General features: G+C 64.0%; 15 protein-coding genes. 11 read left to right on the forward strand and 4 right to left on the reverse strand.

Annotated elements, in window-relative coordinates; all coding sequences use genetic code 11:
* The first annotated feature begins 47 nt into the window (after positions 1-47).
* The 10 genes from ACQ4N9_RS02385 (at position 48) to flhB (ending at position 7,368) form a co-directional block, all read left to right on the forward strand.
* Positions 48-395 carry an Hpt domain-containing protein gene (locus ACQ4N9_RS02385; protein WP_110991852.1) on the forward strand — a complete coding sequence of 116 codons (348 nt, stop codon included), beginning with the start codon at positions 48-50 and terminating at the stop codon, positions 393-395.
* A 72-nt stretch (positions 396-467) separates the two neighbouring features.
* Positions 468-1,805: a flagellar hook-length control protein FliK gene (locus ACQ4N9_RS02390; RefSeq protein WP_390967282.1), complete on the forward strand. Its 1,338-nt coding sequence runs from the start codon at positions 468-470 to the stop codon at positions 1,803-1,805.
* Positions 1,806-1,963: 158 nt separating this feature from the next.
* On the forward strand, positions 1,964-2,461 hold the full coding sequence (gene fliL, locus ACQ4N9_RS02395) for a flagellar basal body-associated protein FliL (RefSeq protein WP_390967283.1): 498 nt from the start codon (positions 1,964-1,966) through the stop codon (positions 2,459-2,461).
* 10 nt (positions 2,462-2,471) lie between these two features.
* Positions 2,472-3,440 (forward strand): flagellar motor switch protein FliM, encoded by a 969-nt coding sequence (gene fliM, locus ACQ4N9_RS02400; RefSeq protein WP_110991849.1) that lies wholly within the window; start codon positions 2,472-2,474, stop codon positions 3,438-3,440.
* A gap of 47 nt (positions 3,441-3,487) precedes the next feature.
* A complete protein-coding gene (fliN, locus tag ACQ4N9_RS02405; protein WP_390967284.1) occupies positions 3,488-3,946 on the forward strand; it encodes a flagellar motor switch protein FliN in 459 nt (152 codons plus the stop codon).
* Positions 3,947-4,393 carry a flagellar biosynthetic protein FliO gene (gene fliO / locus ACQ4N9_RS02410; RefSeq protein ID WP_390967285.1) on the forward strand — a complete coding sequence of 149 codons (447 nt, stop codon included), beginning with the start codon at positions 3,947-3,949 and terminating at the stop codon, positions 4,391-4,393. It abuts the gene before it with no gap.
* Between the two features lie 2 nt (positions 4,394-4,395).
* The gene (fliP, locus tag ACQ4N9_RS02415; protein ID WP_110991958.1) at positions 4,396-5,148 is read left to right on the forward strand and encodes a flagellar type III secretion system pore protein FliP; all 753 of its coding nucleotides are present in this window, start codon (positions 4,396-4,398) and stop codon (positions 5,146-5,148) included.
* Between the two features lie 21 nt (positions 5,149-5,169).
* A complete protein-coding gene (fliQ, locus tag ACQ4N9_RS02420; RefSeq protein WP_110991846.1) occupies positions 5,170-5,439 on the forward strand; it encodes a flagellar biosynthesis protein FliQ in 270 nt (89 codons plus the stop codon).
* Positions 5,440-5,446: 7 nt separating this feature from the next.
* Positions 5,447-6,223 (forward strand): flagellar biosynthetic protein FliR, encoded by a 777-nt coding sequence (fliR, locus tag ACQ4N9_RS02425; protein WP_390967286.1) that lies wholly within the window; start codon positions 5,447-5,449, stop codon positions 6,221-6,223.
* Between the two features lie 2 nt (positions 6,224-6,225).
* On the forward strand, positions 6,226-7,368 hold the full coding sequence (flhB, locus tag ACQ4N9_RS02430; RefSeq protein WP_390967287.1) for a flagellar biosynthesis protein FlhB: 1,143 nt from the start codon (positions 6,226-6,228) through the stop codon (positions 7,366-7,368).
* A 6-nt stretch (positions 7,369-7,374) separates the two neighbouring features.
* Here flhB and ACQ4N9_RS02435 read toward each other — a convergent pair whose 3' ends face one another.
* The 4 genes from ACQ4N9_RS02435 to ACQ4N9_RS02450 all read right to left on the reverse strand — a co-directional run bounded on the left by ACQ4N9_RS02435 (position 7,375) and on the right by ACQ4N9_RS02450 (position 11,304).
* The gene (locus ACQ4N9_RS02435; RefSeq protein WP_390967288.1) at positions 7,375-8,703 is read right to left on the reverse strand and encodes an MFS transporter; all 1,329 of its coding nucleotides are present in this window, start codon (positions 8,701-8,703) and stop codon (positions 7,375-7,377) included.
* 42 nt (positions 8,704-8,745) lie between these two features.
* Positions 8,746-9,939, reverse strand: a complete 1,194-nt coding sequence (gene lhgO / locus ACQ4N9_RS02440) for an L-2-hydroxyglutarate oxidase (RefSeq protein ID WP_390967289.1) — start codon at positions 9,937-9,939, stop codon at positions 8,746-8,748.
* Between the two features lie 103 nt (positions 9,940-10,042).
* A complete protein-coding gene (locus ACQ4N9_RS02445; RefSeq protein ID WP_390967290.1) occupies positions 10,043-10,753 on the reverse strand; it encodes a FadR/GntR family transcriptional regulator in 711 nt (236 codons plus the stop codon).
* 197 nt (positions 10,754-10,950) lie between these two features.
* Positions 10,951-11,304, reverse strand: a complete 354-nt coding sequence (locus tag ACQ4N9_RS02450) for a hypothetical protein (RefSeq protein ID WP_125464960.1) — start codon at positions 11,302-11,304, stop codon at positions 10,951-10,953.
* A gap of 342 nt (positions 11,305-11,646) precedes the next feature.
* On the opposite strand from ACQ4N9_RS02450, the gene ACQ4N9_RS02455 reads away from it, so the two are divergent.
* Positions 11,647-16,512, forward strand: a complete 4,866-nt coding sequence (locus tag ACQ4N9_RS02455; RefSeq protein WP_125464959.1) for an NAD-glutamate dehydrogenase — start codon at positions 11,647-11,649, stop codon at positions 16,510-16,512.
* The last annotated feature ends 61 nt before the right edge of the window (positions 16,513-16,573 follow it).

Here is a 16,573-nt window from a genome sequence, read left to right on the forward strand (position 1 = left end):
ATTCCCCCGGGCTTGGATGCGACAAGGCTTGATCAGGGAGTGAGCAAGTGGTGGACATGCATATCGATCACAAGGTGCTGCGTGACCTGCGTGAGGTCATGGAGGGCGGCTACCTGCAGTTGCTGGAAACCTTCCTGGAAGACTCCGAGCGGCGCCTGAGCCAGTTGCACAAGGCCAAGGATGCCGCCGAGCTGGGCTTGGCGGCGCACAGCTTCAAGGGCAGCAGCAGCAACATGGGGGCTGTCGAGTTGGCGCGGCTTTGCCAGCAACTGGAGGAGCGCGCACGGCAGGTTCCGTTGTATGGCATAGAAGACCTGATCAACCGTATCGACCAGGAGTATCAGGCCGTCGAGCTGTTCTATCGCAGTGAAAGCCAACGCATTTCAACTGACTGAGGGTGTCCTGGCGCGAGTTTTGCCTGTCTTTGCCCATTCGATTTTTTGAGTTTCGGCGCGGAGACCTTTTTTATGCCTGTCGCACCCAATCCATTGTTGCAAACTGGCCTTGCGAGCAGCGCCTCGCGCCCGGCCGCCAATGTGGCGGACAAATCGCCGAAGGCGGCGGATGGCCGTGGTGCCGGCTTCGATCAGGTGATGTCCAGGCAGGGCCGCGACAGCGTGCCAGCCCGTGACGACAAGGCCAGCCAAGGCCCTGCGCAAGCAACCGCCAGCAAAAAGCCGGAGGCGGTTGCCGGCGGCAAGAAAGAGGCTGGCGCCTCGAAAGACCTTGCCGATGACGGCAATAACTTGCCAGCGGCCCTGCCTGATGGCAGCGCGACAGCTGATAGCACTGCCACCGCTGATACGACGATCATCGATGCTAGCCTGGTCGCAGGCCAGGTCACCGATGCCCAGACGGGTGCCCAATTGATCCAGGCCCAGGCCGAGGTGGTCGCGCCGGTGTTGCAGGCAGCCATGCAGCCATCACAGCAGCCAGCGCCGCCCGTGACCGAGGCAAAGGCATCGGCACCGGTTGCCGAGTTCGACCCTGATGCCGACCCGCTCGCCGACATGCCGGCCCTGCGCCTGGCGCTGGAACAGAGCGCCAAGGCCCAGGGAACGACTTCGGCCCATGCCAGCAGTGCACGCGCCGAGACGAGTCAGCAACCTGCCGAGCCTGACCCGATTGCCGTCAATACCTTGGCGAATGTGGTCGGCAAGGCGCAGGCCGAGCCTGGCCATGCCGAGCAGGGCGACAAGGCATTCGCCGGGCTGCTTGATAGTGGCCTCAAGGACCTCAAGGGCGCCAGCAGCGACACGCGGGTGGATGACTTTGCCGATCGCCTGGCCAACCTCACCCAGGCCGTCACCGCCAAGACCGCCAATGCCGTGCCGGTAACCCCCAGCCCGCTGCAACAGCCGCTGGCGATGAACCAGGGCGCCTGGACCGAGGGCCTGGTGAACCGCGTCATGTACCTGTCCAGCCAGAACCTCAAGTCGGCGGATATCCAGCTTGAGCCCGCCGAACTTGGCCGCCTCGACATCCGGGTCAATGTGGCGGCGGACCAGCCCACGCAGATCCACTTCGTCAGTGGCCATGCCGGCGTGCGCGAAGCCCTCGACAGCCAGGTCCATCGCCTGCGTGAACTGTTCACCCAGCAGGGCCTGGCCCAGCCTGACGTGAGTGTCGCCGACCAGTCCCGTGGCCAGCAGCAACAGCAGGCCCAGCAGGACGCTTCGAACCTGTCCGGCGTGGCGGCCCGCCGTGCCGCTGCCGCGGGCGAGGGTGGCGAGCTGGCTGATGCCGGCCAGCCGGTGGAGCAGCAGGTAGTGGTGGGCGACAGCGCGGTCGACTACTACGCCTGATGTTTCGCGCCCCTGCAGGAACGGCCTTTTCGCGGCACAAGGCCGCTCCTGCAGCGACCGCACGGCTCAGGAGCAGACCTTCCTGACAAATCTGGCATAACACTTGCTCAAGCCACGTCATCCTTCTTTGAAACCTCGATGGACGACGGATTATTGGCATGGCGAAGAGCGACGCAGTGAAAGACCCCGCCACTAAAGGCAAACTCAAGCTGATCCTGCTGCTGGTGCTGGCCCTGCTGCTGGCAGTCGGCCTGTCGGTGGGCGCCACCTGGTTCTTCATGCACAAGGGCGAATCCGCTCCGGCGCCGGACCCAGCCCTGGCCAACGTCAAGCCGGCGGCGATCTACGAGCCGCTGGCGCCGGCCTTCGTGGTCAACTTCAACCAGAACGGCCGCCAGCGCTACATGCAGGTGAGCATCACCATGCAGGGCCGCAGCCAGGCCGATCTGGACGCGCTCAAGGTGCACATGCCGGTGATCCGCAACAACCTGGTCATGATGTTCTCCGGGCAGGGTTTCGACACCCTCGCCAGCAGCCCGGTAGGCCAGGAGATGCTGCGCCAGAAAGCCACCGCGGTGGTTCAGGAAGTGGCGCAGAAAGAAGTCGGCAGGCCGGTCGTCGACCAGCTGTTGTTCACCAATTTCGTATTGCAGTAGGAGCACATAGATGGCCGTGCAGGACCTGCTGTCCCAGGATGAGATCGACGCCCTGCTGCATGGGGTGGACGATGGTCTGGTACAAACCGAAAGTGCCGGCGAGCCCGGCAGCATCAAGAGCTACGACCTGACCAGTCAGGACCGTATCGTCCGGGGGCGCATGCCGACCCTGGAAATGATCAACGAACGTTTCGCCCGCTATACCCGCATCAGCATGTTCAACCTGCTGCGCCGCTCCGCCGACGTGGCGGTGGGTGGCGTGCAGGTCATGAAGTTCGGCGAGTACGTGCATTCGCTGTACGTGCCCACCAGCCTCAACCTGGTCAAGATCAAGCCGTTGCGCGGTACCGCGCTGTTCATCCTCGACGCCAAGCTGGTGTTCAAGCTGGTGGACAACTTCTTCGGCGGCGACGGCCGCCACGCCAAGATCGAGGGCCGTGAGTTCACCCCCACCGAGCTGCGCGTGGTGCGCATGGTGCTGGACCAGTGCTTCATCGACCTCAAGGAAGCCTGGCAGGCGATCATGCCGGTCAACTTCGAGTACATCAACTCCGAGGTCAACCCGGCCATGGCCAACATCGTCGGCCCCAGCGAGGCGGTGGTGGTATCGACCTTCCACATCGAACTGGACGGCGGCGGCGGCGACCTGCACGTGACCATGCCGTACTCGATGATCGAGCCGGTGCGCGAGATGCTCGACGCCGGTTTCCAGTCCGACCTGGACGACCAGGACGAACGCTGGGTCAAGGCCCTGCGCGAGGACGTACTGGACGTGGCCGTGCCGGTGTCGGCCACCGTTGCCCGGCGCCAGCTCAAGCTGCGCGACATCCTGCACATGCAGCCTGGCGATGTGATTCCGGTGGAGCTGCCGGAGCATCTGGTGTTGCGCGCCAATGGCGTGCCAGCGTTCAAGGCGCGGTTGGGTTCGCACAAAGGCACCCTGTCGCTGCAGATCATCGACCCGATCGAGCGCCGCTGACGGCGGGCCGGTCGCTTTAAACGTATTGAAAGGTTGTCGAGGAAATCATGGCTAACGAAAACGAGATCAACTCCCCAGAGGAACAGGCGCTGGCCGATGAGTGGGCTGCAGCGCTCGAGGAAACCGGCGATGCCGGCCAGGCGGACATCGATGCACTGCTCGGTGGCGACAGCGGCGCCAGCAACCGCCTGCCGATGGAAGAGTTCGCAAGCTCGCCCAAGCCCAACGAGAACGTCAGCCTCGAAGGCCCGAACCTGGACGTGATCCTGGACATCCCGGTGAGCATCTCCATGGAAGTGGGCAGCACCGAGATCAACATCCGCAACCTGCTGCAGCTCAACCAGGGCTCGGTGATCGAGCTCGACCGCCTGGCTGGCGAGCCGCTGGACGTGCTGGTCAACGGCACCCTGATCGCCCACGGCGAGGTGGTGGTGGTCAACGAGAAGTTCGGCATCCGCCTGACCGACGTGATCAGCCCCAGCGAACGTATCAAGAAGCTGCGCTGAGTGAAGGGCATGGTGCGGGCCGTTTCGGCCCTGGCGGCGCTGCTGGCCAGTGAAGCGGTGATCGCCGCCGGCGAAACGGCTGCGCCGCCCACTGCGGTACCGGGCGGCCTGGGGGCGCAATTGGCGCAGATGGTCTTCGGCCTGCTGCTGGTGGTGGGCCTGATCTTCTTCCTGGCCTGGCTGCTGCGGCGCATGCAAGGCAGCGCGCAGCGCGGTGCCCAGGTGATCGAGATCGTCGGCAGCCGTGCCATCGGCCCGCGCGACCGGTTGCTGCTGGTGCAGGTCGGCAAGGAGCAGATTCTCATCGGCCATACGCCGGGCAGTATCGAAGCCCTGCATGTCATGGCCGAGCCTGTCGAGGTGCCCGCAGCGGCACGCCAGGCCACGCCGGAGTTCGCCCAGCGGCTGCTCGAGCTGATGGGCAAGGATCAGAAGGACAAGAAGTGATGATGGGCGCCCTGCGCATGCTGTTCACCCTGGCGCTGCTGCTGGCTGCGCCATTGGCCCTGGCCGCCGACCCTTTGTCGATACCGGCCATCACCCTGTCCAGCGGGGCGGACGGGCAGCAGGAGTACTCGGTCAGCCTGCAGATCCTGCTGATCATGACGGCGCTGAGCTTCATCCCGGCGTTCGTCATCCTGATGACCAGCTTCACCCGCATCATTATCGTCTTCTCCATCCTGCGTCAGGCGCTGGGCCTGCAGCAGACCCCGTCCAACCAGGTGCTCACCGGCATGGCGCTGTTCCTGACCATGTTCATCATGGCGCCGGTGTTCGACCGGGTGAACAAGGACGCCCTGCAGCCGTACCTGGCCGAGCAGATGACCGCCCAGCAGGCGATCGACAAGGCCCAGGGGCCGCTTAAGGACTTCATGCTGGCGCAAACCCGGCAAAGCGACCTCGACCTGTTCATGCGCCTGTCCAAGCGCACCGATATCGCCGGCCCCGACCAGGTGCCGCTGACCATCCTGGTCCCGGCCTTCGTCACCTCGGAGCTCAAGACCGCGTTCCAGATCGGCTTCATGATCTTCATCCCGTTCCTGATCATCGACATGGTGGTCGCCAGTGTGCTGATGGCCATGGGTATGATGATGCTGTCGCCACTGATCATTTCGCTGCCGTTCAAGATCATGCTGTTCGTGCTGGTCGATGGTTGGGCGCTGATCATGGGTACCCTGGCCGGCAGTTTCGGCGGTGTCTGACACCCACAAGGAGAGCCTGACATGACGCCAGAAGTCGCAGTCGACCTGTTCCGTGACGCGTTGTGGCTGACCACGCTGATGGTGGCGGTGCTGGTGGTGCCGAGCCTGCTGGTCGGCCTGGTGGTGGCGATGTTCCAGGCCGCCACCCAGATCAACGAACAGACCCTGAGCTTCCTGCCACGCCTGCTGGTGATGCTGATCACGCTGATCGTCGCCGGGCCCTGGCTGGTGCAAAAGTTCATGGAATACATCACCGGGCTGTACACCAACATCCCGCACCTGATCGGTTGACGCCGCCATGCTGGAGTTGACCAACGCGCAGATCGGCACCTGGGTCGCCACCTTCATCCTGCCGCTGTTCAGGGTGACGGCGGTGCTGATGACCATGCCGATCTTCGGCACCAAGATGCTGCCGGCCCGGGTTCGCCTTTACGCAGCCGTGGCAATCACCGTGGTGATCGTGCCGGGCCTGCCGCCCATCCCCGAGTTCGAACCGCTGAGCCTGCGGGGCCTGCTGCTGTGCGCCGAGCAGGTCATCGTCGGGGCGTTGTTCGGTTTCTCCTTGCAGCTGTTGTTCCAGGCCTTCGTGATTGCCGGGCAGATCGTCGCGGTGCAGATGGGCATGGCCTTCGCGTCGATGGTCGACCCGGCCAACGGCGTCAACGTCACGGTGATCAGCCAGTTCCTGACCATGCTGGTGAGCGTGCTGTTCCTGTTGATGAACGGGCATCTGGTGGTGTTCGAGGTGCTGACCGAGAGTTTCACCACGCTGCCGGTGGGCAGCGCCCTGGTGGTCAATCACTTCTGGGAGATGGCCGGGCGCCTGAGCTGGGTGATGGGCGCCGCATTGCTGCTGATCCTGCCGGCGATCGCCGCGTTGCTGGTGGTCAACATCGCCTTCGGCGTGATGACCCGTGCCGCGCCCCAGTTGAACATCTTTTCCATCGGTTTCCCGCTCACCCTGGTGCTGGGCATGGGGATCTTCTGGGTCGGCCTGGCCGACATTCTTTCTCACTACCAGGCACTGGCCAGCGAAGCGCTGCAGTGGCTGCGTGAACTGGCACGGGCGCGCTGAGCATGGCCGAAAGCGAGAGCGGGCAGGACAAGACAGAGGAACCCACCGAAAAGCGCAAAAAAGACGCGCGGGAAAAAGGTGAGATCGCCCGTTCCAAGGAGCTGAACACGGTTGCCGTGACCCTGGCGGGAGCGGGCGGCATTCTGGCCTTCGGCGGCAGTCTGGCAGAAAGCCTGATGGACCTGATGCGCATGAACTTCACCCTGACCCGTGAAGTGATCGTGGATGAGCGCAGCATGGGGGCGTTCCTGCTGGCGTCGGGCAAGATGGCCATCTGGTCGGTGCAGCCGATCCTGATCCTGCTGTTCGTCATTTCGTTCGTCGCGCCCATCGCCCTGGGCGGTTTCCTGTTCTCCGGCAGCCTGATGCAACCCAAGTTCAGCCGCTTGAACCCGCTGTCGGGGATCAAGCGCATGTTCTCGATGAATTCGCTGACCGAGCTGCTCAAGGCCCTTGCCAAGTTCATCATGATCCTGGTGGTGGCGCTGGTGGTGCTGGTCAGTGACCGTGAAGCGCTGCTGGCCATCGGCAAGATGCCGATGGAGCTGGCGATCATCCAGGCGCTCCAGGTGGTCGGTTGGAGTGCCTTGTGGATGGCTGCGGGGTTGCTGCTGATCGCTGGGCTCGACGTGCCGTACCAGCTTTGGCAGTCGCACAAGAAGCTGAAGATGACCAAGCAGGAAGTGACCGACGAGTACAAGAACTCCGAGGGCAAGCCCGAGGTCAAGCAGCGCATACGCCAGCTGCAGCGCGAGATGTCGCAGCGGCGCATGATGGCGGCGGTGCCCGATGCCGACGTGATCATCACCAACCCGACCCACTATGCCGTGGCCTTGCAGTACGACCCGGAAAAAGGCAGTTCGGCGCCGCTGCTGCTGGCCAAGGGCACAGACTTCATGGCCTTGAAGATTCGCGAGATCGGCGTCGAGCACAAGGTGCAGATCCTCGAATCGCCGGCCCTGGCGCGGGCAATCTACTACTCCACGGAAATCGAGCAGGAAATCCCCGCCGGCTTGTACATGGCGGTGGCGCAGGTGCTGGCGTACGTGTTCCAGATCCGCCAGTACCGCGCCGGCAGGGGCAAGCCGCCGGAACCATTGAAGAAGGACCTGCCCATCCCCGACGACCTGTGGCGCGACAGCTGAGCCTGCTCAGTTCTTGGTGCGCGAGTGCCGCCAGCCTTGATCGAAGAAGGCGGCGACCACCACCAATACACCGGCCACTGCAAGCATCAGCGCCACGCCATCCGTCGAGTGAGTGGCCGAGCTTGCCACCAGCGCCAGCCCGCCCAGCGGGGCCAGGCCACCCGCTACTGCGGTACCGACCTCACGCCCGGTGCCAAAACCCGAAGAGCGCGTCCGGGTCGGGAACTGGCGGCTGAGGAACGAGCCCTGGGGGGCGAACATCATCGGCGCCAGGATGCCGGTGCCGACGGCGATGGCCACATAGATCAGCATCGGCTCGCCAGTCGACAGCAAGCGCAGGAAGGGGTAGGCGAACAGCGCCGACAGCAGCCCGCCGAGCATCAGCACGGTCTTGCTGCTCCACTTGTCACACAGCCAGCCGAAGAACGGCACGGCAAAGATCGCCACCAGGCTGGCCAGGGTCACCGACAGGGAAGTGACGTGCGCCTCGACGCCCTTGAACTGGGTGAGATAGGCCAGCGAGAACGTCTTGAAGATGTAGCTCAGCGCGTTGTAGCCGATAGCGACGAAGAACACCACGGCCAGGCCCTTGAGGTCGTTCTTGAACAGCAGTTTCAGGGGCGAGACTTTGGGTTTGTCATCGGCGTGGTCGAGTTCCTTGAAGTCCGGGGTCTCGGGGATGCTCTTGCGCACCCACAGGCCTACCGCCACCAGGGCGATGCTGGCGATGAAGGGGATGCGCCAGCCGCCGGCAAGCAGGAATTCATTGCCGTTCATGGTCAGCAGGTAGACGGTCAGCGACGACAGCAACAGGCCCAGGTTCAGCCCCAGCGCCGGCCAGGCGCCCTGGCTGCCGCGCTTGCCTTCGCTGGCATGTTCATAGGAGGTCACCGCCGCACCGGACAGTTCGGCGCCGGCGCCCAGGCCCTGGATGATGCGGATCACCACCAGCAGGATCGGTGCCCAGATACCGATGGTGGCGTAGCCGGGGATCAGGCCGATGAGCATGGTGCACACGCCCATCATGCAGAAGGTGATCACCAGCACGTGTTTACGCCCGAAGCGGTCGCCCAGGTAGCCGAACAGCACGCCGCCGAAGGGGCGGGCGATGAAGCCGATGGCGAAGGTGGAGAACGCCAGCAGTGAGGCCACCGCCGGGTTGCTCGGGTCGAAGAAGATCTTCGAAAAGACGATCGCCGCCATGGTGGCGTACAGATAAAAGTCGTACCACTCCAGCATCGAGCCGAAGATGGTCGCCGCTGCCACCTTGCGCAGGCGTTTGCGTTGCTGTGCGGGTGTCTCGCTTGCGGCCGGGGCCGCCTCGTGTACCGACATGGGGTTTCCTTATTGTCTTTGTAATGGGGGTGCAGCGGTGAATCAGTGGGCCTTGAGGATCTTCTCGGCGATCATCTGGCCAATCGGGATGGCCGAGGTGGCAGCCGGCGACGGGGCATTGCAGACATGCACCATGCGCGGGGTCTCGGCGAACAGGAAGTCATGCACCAGGGTGCCGTCGCGCATCACGGCCTGGGCGCGGATGCCGGCTTCATAGGGCAGCAGGTCTTCGACCTGCAGGGACGGGCAATACTTGCGGCACTGTTCCAGGTAGCCACGCTTGAACAGCGAGTTCTTCATCTCGGCGGTGCCGGAACCGAGGTTGTTCCAGATGGTTTTCCAGAACCCCGGGAAGCGCGCGTACTCCGCGACATCGCGCCAGTTCACCGAGAACTTTTGGTAGTTCTCCCGGCCAAAACCCAGCACCGCGTTGGGGCCGACGGTGACACTGCCATCGATCATTCGCGTCAGGTGCACCCCCAGGAACGGCAGCTCCGGGTCGGGGATCGGGTAGATCAGGTGGTTGACGATCTGGTTCTTGCTCGCCGGCAAGCGGTAGTACTCGCCGCGGAAGGGGATGATCTGGTGATCGATCTTCACCCCGGCCAGGCGTGCCAGGCGGTCGGACTGCAGGCCGGCGCAGGCCACCAGTTGGCGGGCGTGCCAGGTATTGCCGTCGCTGCTGATGCTGACGTGCTCGGCATGCTCCTGGATCGCGCGCACCGGGGTGGACAGGTGCAGCTCGCCACCGGCCTGGCGAATCACCTTGGCCATGGCATTGCACACCTGCTTGTAATCGACGATGCCGGTGGCGTCGAGGAACAGCGCACCTTTGCCGACGATGTTCGGCTCACGCTGGCGCAGCTCGGCGGCGTCCAGGCGTTCCACCTTCAAGCCGTTCTGTTGCGAACGCTCGTAGAGCGCCTGCATGCGCTGCATTTCCAGGTCGTTGGAGGCTACCAGCAGCTTGCCGCAGACTTCGAAGGCGATGCCGTGCTCGCGGCAAAAGTCTTTGGTGGCCTGGGCGCCGCGTTTGCACAGGTCAGCCTTGAGGCTGCCGGGGGCGTAGTAGATGCCTGCGTGGATCACGCCACTGTTGTGGCCTGTCTGGTGACGGCCGAGGCTGGCTTCCTTTTCCAGGATCAGCAGTGAGGCCCCTGGGCGCTGTTGCAGCAGGGCCATGGCGGTAGCGAGGCCGACGATGCCGCCGCCGATGATGCAGTAGTCGTAAGTCATGCAGGATTACCTTGGTGTTCTTGTCGGTGGATCTGCTTATCAGGTTGTCAGACTAAGTAGTGCGCGAGAAAACCTCGCGGGAATGCGATGAGGTTCTCCGGGTTCAGTCGAGGGTGGGTAGGTCGAGTTTCAGGCGCTTGGCCGAAGCCCGCAGGTGTGCTTCGGCACAAGCGGCGGCGGCTTGGCGGTCGCCAGCGTAGATGGCTTGGTACAGTGCCCGGTGCTCGCTTAGAGCATCGGCCGAACCGCCTATCGAGTGGGCGGCGGAGTTTTCCCAGGCGGTGCGACGCGCGGCGGCCAGCTGGCCCCCGAGAAAATCATGGAAGGCCACGAAGTAGTCATTCTTGCTGGCCTCGGCGATGGCGCGATGGAAGGCCACGTCGGCGGCAGAGGCGGTAGCGAAGTCGCTGCGCTGGTCTTCCATGGTGCCCAGGGCGAAGGCCATGCGATTCAGGTCATCGGCATCACGGCGGCGCGCGGCAATGGCGGCGGCCTGGGTTTCTATCCACAGGCGCATCTCGAACATCTGCACCAGGTCCGGTTTGCGCCCTTGGCTGTCGGGGAAGCGGAATACCGTGCCGTGCGGCGTCTGCGAGATATACGAGCCGAGCCCGCGGCGGGCGATCAGCACGCCATCGGCCTTGAGCTGTGCCACGGCCTCACGCACCACCGAGCGGCTGACGTTCAGCTGTTCAGCCAGTTGCTGTTCGGTGGGCAGGCGCGATTCGGCGGCCAGGCGGCCGGCATCGATCTCGCCGCGGATGGCGCTGACGACCCGTTCGACCAGGGTGTCGGGGCGCTGGAGTTCTAGCATGGAGGGGGAGCCAATTGATCAGGTTGTCAGACAATGCCCGTTCCGAGGGTCCCCTGTCAACGGAGGCGCTGCTGGCAAAGTCGCCTGTTGCAGCCTCTTCGCGGGTAAACCCGCTCCCACAGGTGCAGTGCCGCCCTCGGGGCTTGCAGTGAACCTGTGGGAGCGGGTTTACCCGCGAAGAGGTCGGCGAACCACCTTCACAGTTCGTTGTTGAATGTCCCGGTACCTTCAAGGATGTTGCGCAATGTCAGCGCCACTTCCTCCATATCACTGCCTTGCGAAGTCAGGATGATCTCCAGCGCTTCATCGCCCTTGAGCGCATCTCGGTCCCCCGCAGCCACCTCGATCAGCAAGCGTTCGGCACTCAGCGTCACCTTCAGCCCGTCCAGGGTCGACGGCTCGTCATCCAGGGTCAGGTCGACGGTGTCCTCGTCCGGGTAGCGGGTCAGCAGGAACATCTGGCCCTTGTCGCTGTGGCAGCACAGGGTCGCCATGTTGTCTTCCTCGTCGTCACAAGGGGTGGCGAAGAGCAGGGCGGTTTTCAATTGCATGGGCGGCTCGGGTCGGTAGTCAAAGGCGCAAGCTTCAGCTTCAAGGTTCGGCAGGTCAAGCGCGGCGGCGCAAATCTCGGATTTTGCCGATTGCGGCGCGAAGCTTGCAGCCCGAGGCTTGCTGCCGGTCATTGACCGAATATGTCGCAGCGCTGCAAGCCGGAGTGACCGTTCAGTCGTTAAGCTCCCCAGTCGATGGGTTCCCGTAAAGGCACAGCCACCGGGCAGTCGCTTTTGCAGGTACCCAACGCTTCCGTCTTGCCACGGGTTGGCTATGGTTGATCCGTACAAGGCGCACGCACGCGACGCTTCACCTATAAAAGCCCAAGCGGAGTACCACAGATGGCGTTCTTCACCGCAGCCAGCAAAGCCGACTTCCAGCATCAACTGCAAGCGGCCCTGGCGCAGCACATCAGCGAACAGTCCCTGCCACAAGTTGCACTGTTCGCCGACCAGTTCTTCGGCATCATCTCTCTGGACGAACTCACTCAGCGGCGGCTTTCCGACCTCGCCGGCTGCACGCTTTCCGCCTGGCGCATCATCGAGCGCTTCGACCCCGAACACCCGCAGGTGCGGGTCTACAACCCTGATTACGAACGCCACGGCTGGCAATCCACCCACACCGTGGTCGAGGTGCTGCACCACGACCTGCCGTTCCTGGTCGACTCGGTGCGTACCGAACTCAACCGCCGCGGCTACAGCATCCACACCCTGCAGACCACCGTGCTCAGCGCACGCCGAGGCAGCAAGGGCGAACTGGTCGAACTGCTGCCCAAGGGCACCCAGGGCGAGGGCGTCAGCCACGAATCGCTGATGTACCTGGAGATCGACCGCTGCTCCAACAGCGCTGAGCTCACGACCTTGACCAAGGAGCTGGAGCAGGTGCTGGCCGAAGTGCGCGGCGTGGTCGCCGACTTCGAGCCGATGAAGGCCAAGATCCATGAACTGCTGGCACTGGTCGAACAGAACGCCTTTGGCCCGGAGCAGAACGACAAGGCAGAGGTGAAGAGCTTCCTGTCGTGGCTGCTGGACAACCATTTCACCTTCCTCGGCTATGAAGAGTTCACCGTCCAGGCCGATGCCGACGGTGGCCATCTGGTCTACGACGATGCCTCCTTCCTCGGCCTGACCCGCCTGTTGCGTGCCGGCCTGGGTGCCGATGACCTGCGCATCGAGGACTACGCCGTCGCCTACCTGCGCGAGCCCCGCCTGCTGTCGTTCGCCAAGGCCTCGCAACCGAGCCGCGTGCACCGCCCGGCCTACCCGGACTACGTGTCGATCCGCCAGATCGACGCAGACGGCAATGTGCTCAAGGAATGCCGCTTCATGGGCCTGTACACCTCGTCGGTGTACGGCGAGAGCGTGCATACCATCCCTTACATTCGCGGCAAGGTGGCCGAAGTCGAGCGCCGCTCGCACTTCGACCCCAAGGCCCACCTGGGCAAGGAGCTGGCGCAGGTACTCGAAGTGCTGCCGCGCGACGACCTGTTCCAGACCCCGGTCGACGAGCTGTTCAGCACCGCCATGTCGATCGTGCAGATCCAGGAGCGCAACAAGATCCGCGTGTTCCTGCGCAAGGACCCGTACGGCCGCTTCTGCTACTGCCTGGCCTACGTGCCCCGCGAGATCTACTCCACCGAAGTGCGGCAGAAGATCCAGCAGGTGCTGATGGAGCGCCTGAAGGCCACCGACTGCGAATTCTGGACCTTCTTCTCCGAATCGGTGCTGGCCCGCGTGCAGTTGATCCTGCGCGTCGACCCGAAGAACCGCATCGATATCGACCTGCAGCAGCTGGAAAACGAAGTGATCCAGGCTTGCCGCTCGTGGCATGACGATTACTCGGCGCTGGTGGTGGAAAACTTCGGCGAAGCCCAGGGCACCAACATCCTCGATGAGTTCCCGAAAGGCTTCCCGGCCGGCTACCGCGAGCGCTTCGCCGCCCATTCGGCGGTGGTCGACATGCAGCACGTGCTGAACCTGTCGGAACAAAAACCGCTGGCCATGAGCTTCTACCAGCCGCTCACGCAACTCGGTGAACGCACGCTGCACTGCAAGCTGTACCACGCCGATACGCCGCTGGCGCTGTCGGACGTGCTGCCGATCCTGGAAAACCTCGGCCTGCGCGTGCTCGGCGAGTTCCCTTACCGCCTGCGCCATGCCAGCGGCCGTGAGTTCTGGATCCACGACTTCGCCTTCACCTACAGCGAAGGCCTGAACCTGGATATCCAGCAGCTCAACGACACCTTCCAGGACGCCTTCGTCCACATCGTCAAGGGCGACGCCGAGAACGACGCCTTCAACCGCCTGGTGCTGACCGCCGGCCTGCCGTGGCGCGACGTGGCACTGCTGCGCGCCTATGCCCGCTACCTGAAGCAGATCCGCCTGGGCTTCGACCTGGGTTACATCGCCAGCACCCTGAACAACCACACCGACATCGCCCGCGAGCTGACCCGGTTGTTCAAGACCCGTTTCTACCTGGCGCGCAAGCTCACCCAGGAAGACCTCGACGACAAGCAGCTGCGCCTGGAGCAGGCGATCCTCACCGCCCTGGACGACGTGCAGGTGCTCAACGAGGACCGCATCCTGCGGCGCTACCTGGACCTGATCAAGGCCACCCTGCGCACCAACTTCTACCAGCCGGACGCCAACGGCCAGAACAAGTCGTACTTCAGCTTCAAGTTCAACCCCAAGCTGATCCCCGAGCTGCCCAAGCCGGTACCGAAATTCGAGATCTTCGTTTATTCGCCGCGGGTCGAGGGCGTGCACCTGCGTTTCGGCAACGTTGCCCGTGGCGGCCTGCGCTGGTCGGACCGCGAAGAAGACTTCCGCACTGAAGTACTGGGCCTGGTCAAGGCCCAGCAGGTGAAGAACTCGGTGATCGTGCCGGTGGGCGCCAAGGGCGGCTTCCTGCCGCGCCGCCTGCCGCTGGGCGGCAGCCGTGACGAGATCGCCGCCGAGGGCGTGGCGTGCTACCGCATCTTCATCTCCGGCCTGCTCGACATCACCGACAACCTCAAGGACGGTGGCGTGGTGCCGCCTGCGAACGTGGTGCGTCACGATGACGACGACCCGTACCTGGTGGTCGCCGCGGACAAAGGCACCGCGACCTTCTCCGACATCGCCAACGGCATCGCCATCGACTACGGCTTCTGGCTGGGCGATGCGTTCGCCTCGGGCGGCTCGGCCGGTTATGACCACAAGAAGATGGGCATCACTGCCCGTGGCGCGTGGGTGGGCGTGCAGCGCCACTTCCGCGAGCGCGGCATCAACGTGCAGGAAGACCCGATCACCGTGGTGGGTGTGGGCGACATGGCCGGTGACGTGTTCGGCAACGGCCTGCTGATGTCGGAAAAACTGCAGCTGGTGGCCGCGTTCAACCACCTGCACATCTTCATCGACCCGAACCCGGACCCGGCCACCAGCTTCGTCGAGCGCAAGCGCCTGTTCGACCTGCCGCGCTCGGCCTGGAGCGACTACGACACCAGCATCATGTCCGAAGGCGGCGGGATCTTCCCGCGCAGTGCCAAGAGCATCGCCATCAGCCCGCAGATGAAGGAACGCTTCGCCATCGAAGCCGACCGCCTGACCCCGACCGAGCTGTTGCACGCCCTGCTGCAGGCGCCGGTCGACCTGCTGTGGAACGGTGGTATCGGCACCTACGTCAAGGCCAGCAGCGAAAGCCACGCCGATGTCGGCGACAAGGCCAACGATGCCCTGCGCGTCAACGGCAACGAGCTGCGCTGCAAGGTGGTGGGCGAGGGCGGCAACCTGGGCATGACCCAGCTGGGCCGTGTCGAGTTCGGCCTCAATGGCGGCGCCACCAATACCGACTTCATCGACAACGCCGGTGGTGTGGACTGCTCCGACCACGAGGTCAACATCAAGATCCTGCTCAATGAAGTGGTGCAGGCCGGCGACATGACCGAGAAGCAGCGTAACCAGCTGCTTGGCAGCATGACCGACGAAGTGGCCGGGCTGGTGCTGGGCAACAACTACAAGCAGACGCAAGCGCTGTCGCTGGCCGCGCGCCGCGCCCGCGAGCGGATTGCCGAGTACAAGCGCCTGATGGCCGACCTCGAGGCCCGTGGCAAGCTGGACCGCGCCATCGAGTTCCTGCCGAGTGAAGAGCAGTTGGCCGAGCGCCTGGCCGCAGGCCAGGGCCTGACCCGCGCCGAGCTGTCGGTGCTGATCTCGTACAGCAAGATCGACCTCAAGGAGCAACTGCTCAAGTCGCTGGTGCCGGACGACGACTACCTCACCCGCGACATGGAGACTGCTTTCCCGCCGTCGCTGGTGACCAAGTACGCCGACTCCATGCGTGGCCACCGCCTGAAACGCGAGATCGTCAGCACCCAGATCGCCAACGACCTGGTCAACAACATGGGCATCACCTTCGTGCAGCGCCTGAAGGAGTCCACCGGCATGAGCCCGGCCAACGTGGCCGGCGCCTACGTGATCGTGCGCGATATCTTCCACCTGCCGCACTGGTTCCGTCAGATCGAGGCCCTCGACTACCAGGTGCCGGCCGAGATCCAGCTGACCCTGATGGACGAGCTGATGCGCCTGGGCCGCCGCGCCACCCGCTGGTTCCTGCGTAGCCGGCGCAACGAGCAGGACGCTGGCCGTGACGTCGCCCACTTCGGGCCGAAGATCGCCCAGCTTGGGCTCAAGCTCGACGAACTGCTCGAAGGCCCGACCCGCGAGCGTTGGATGGTGCGCTACCAGGGCTTCGTCGAAGCCGGTGTGCCGGAACTGCTGGCGCGTATGGTTGCTGGTACCACGCACCTGTACACCCTGCTGCCGATCATCGAAGCGTCCGATGTGACCGGGCATGATCCTGCGCAAGTGGCCAAGGCGTTCTTCGCCGTGGGCAGCTCGCTGGACCTGACCTGGTACCTGCAGGAAATCAGCAACCTGCCGGTGGAAAACAACTGGCAGGCGCTGGCCCGCGAAGCGTTCCGTGACGATATCGACCTGCAGCAGCGGGCGATCACCATCTCGGTATTGCAGATGGCCGATGCGCCGGACGACATGGACGCCCGCGTGGCCCTGTGGTGCGAGCAGCACCGGGTGATGGTGGAGCGCTGGCGTGCCATGCTCGACGACCTGCGCAACGCCACAGGTACCGACTATGCGATGTACGCGGTGGCCAACCGCGAGCTGGTCGACCTGGCGATGAGCGGGCAGGCGGCGGTGATTCCGTCCTGAGCCTTGCGTTGAGGTAGTTGAGGTAAAAGAAAGCCCCGGCAGTGATGTCGGGGCTTTTCTT

The sequence above is a fragment of the Pseudomonas sp. ES1 genome, assembly GCF_050586605.1.
GTDB classification, from domain to species: domain Bacteria; phylum Pseudomonadota; class Gammaproteobacteria; order Pseudomonadales; family Pseudomonadaceae; genus Aquipseudomonas; species Aquipseudomonas sichuanensis.

What these genes read in the sequence shown, in the direction of transcription:
- fliL (WP_390967283.1), top strand. Translation starts at nt 1,964, where the DNA reads ATGGCGAAGAGCGACGCAGTGAAAGACCCCGCCACTAAAGGCAAACTC.
- ACQ4N9_RS02445 (WP_390967290.1), bottom strand. Translation starts at nt 10,753, where the DNA reads ATGCTAGAACTCCAGCGCCCCGACACCCTGGTCGAACGGGTCGTCAGC.
- flhB (WP_390967287.1), top strand. Translation starts at nt 6,226, where the DNA reads ATGGCCGAAAGCGAGAGCGGGCAGGACAAGACAGAGGAACCCACCGAA.
- ACQ4N9_RS02390 (WP_390967282.1), top strand. Translation starts at nt 468, where the DNA reads ATGCCTGTCGCACCCAATCCATTGTTGCAAACTGGCCTTGCGAGCAGC.
- ACQ4N9_RS02455 (WP_125464959.1), top strand. Translation starts at nt 11,647, where the DNA reads ATGGCGTTCTTCACCGCAGCCAGCAAAGCCGACTTCCAGCATCAACTG.
- fliQ (WP_110991846.1), top strand. Translation starts at nt 5,170, where the DNA reads ATGACGCCAGAAGTCGCAGTCGACCTGTTCCGTGACGCGTTGTGGCTG.
- fliM (WP_110991849.1), top strand. Translation starts at nt 2,472, where the DNA reads ATGGCCGTGCAGGACCTGCTGTCCCAGGATGAGATCGACGCCCTGCTG.
- fliR (WP_390967286.1), top strand. Translation starts at nt 5,447, where the DNA reads ATGCTGGAGTTGACCAACGCGCAGATCGGCACCTGGGTCGCCACCTTC.
- ACQ4N9_RS02435 (WP_390967288.1), bottom strand. Translation starts at nt 8,703, where the DNA reads ATGTCGGTACACGAGGCGGCCCCGGCCGCAAGCGAGACACCCGCACAG.
- lhgO (WP_390967289.1), bottom strand. Translation starts at nt 9,939, where the DNA reads ATGACTTACGACTACTGCATCATCGGCGGCGGCATCGTCGGCCTCGCT.
- ACQ4N9_RS02450 (WP_125464960.1), bottom strand. Translation starts at nt 11,304, where the DNA reads ATGCAATTGAAAACCGCCCTGCTCTTCGCCACCCCTTGTGACGACGAG.
- fliN (WP_390967284.1), top strand. Translation starts at nt 3,488, where the DNA reads ATGGCTAACGAAAACGAGATCAACTCCCCAGAGGAACAGGCGCTGGCC.
- fliP (WP_110991958.1), top strand. Translation starts at nt 4,396, where the DNA reads ATGGGCGCCCTGCGCATGCTGTTCACCCTGGCGCTGCTGCTGGCTGCG.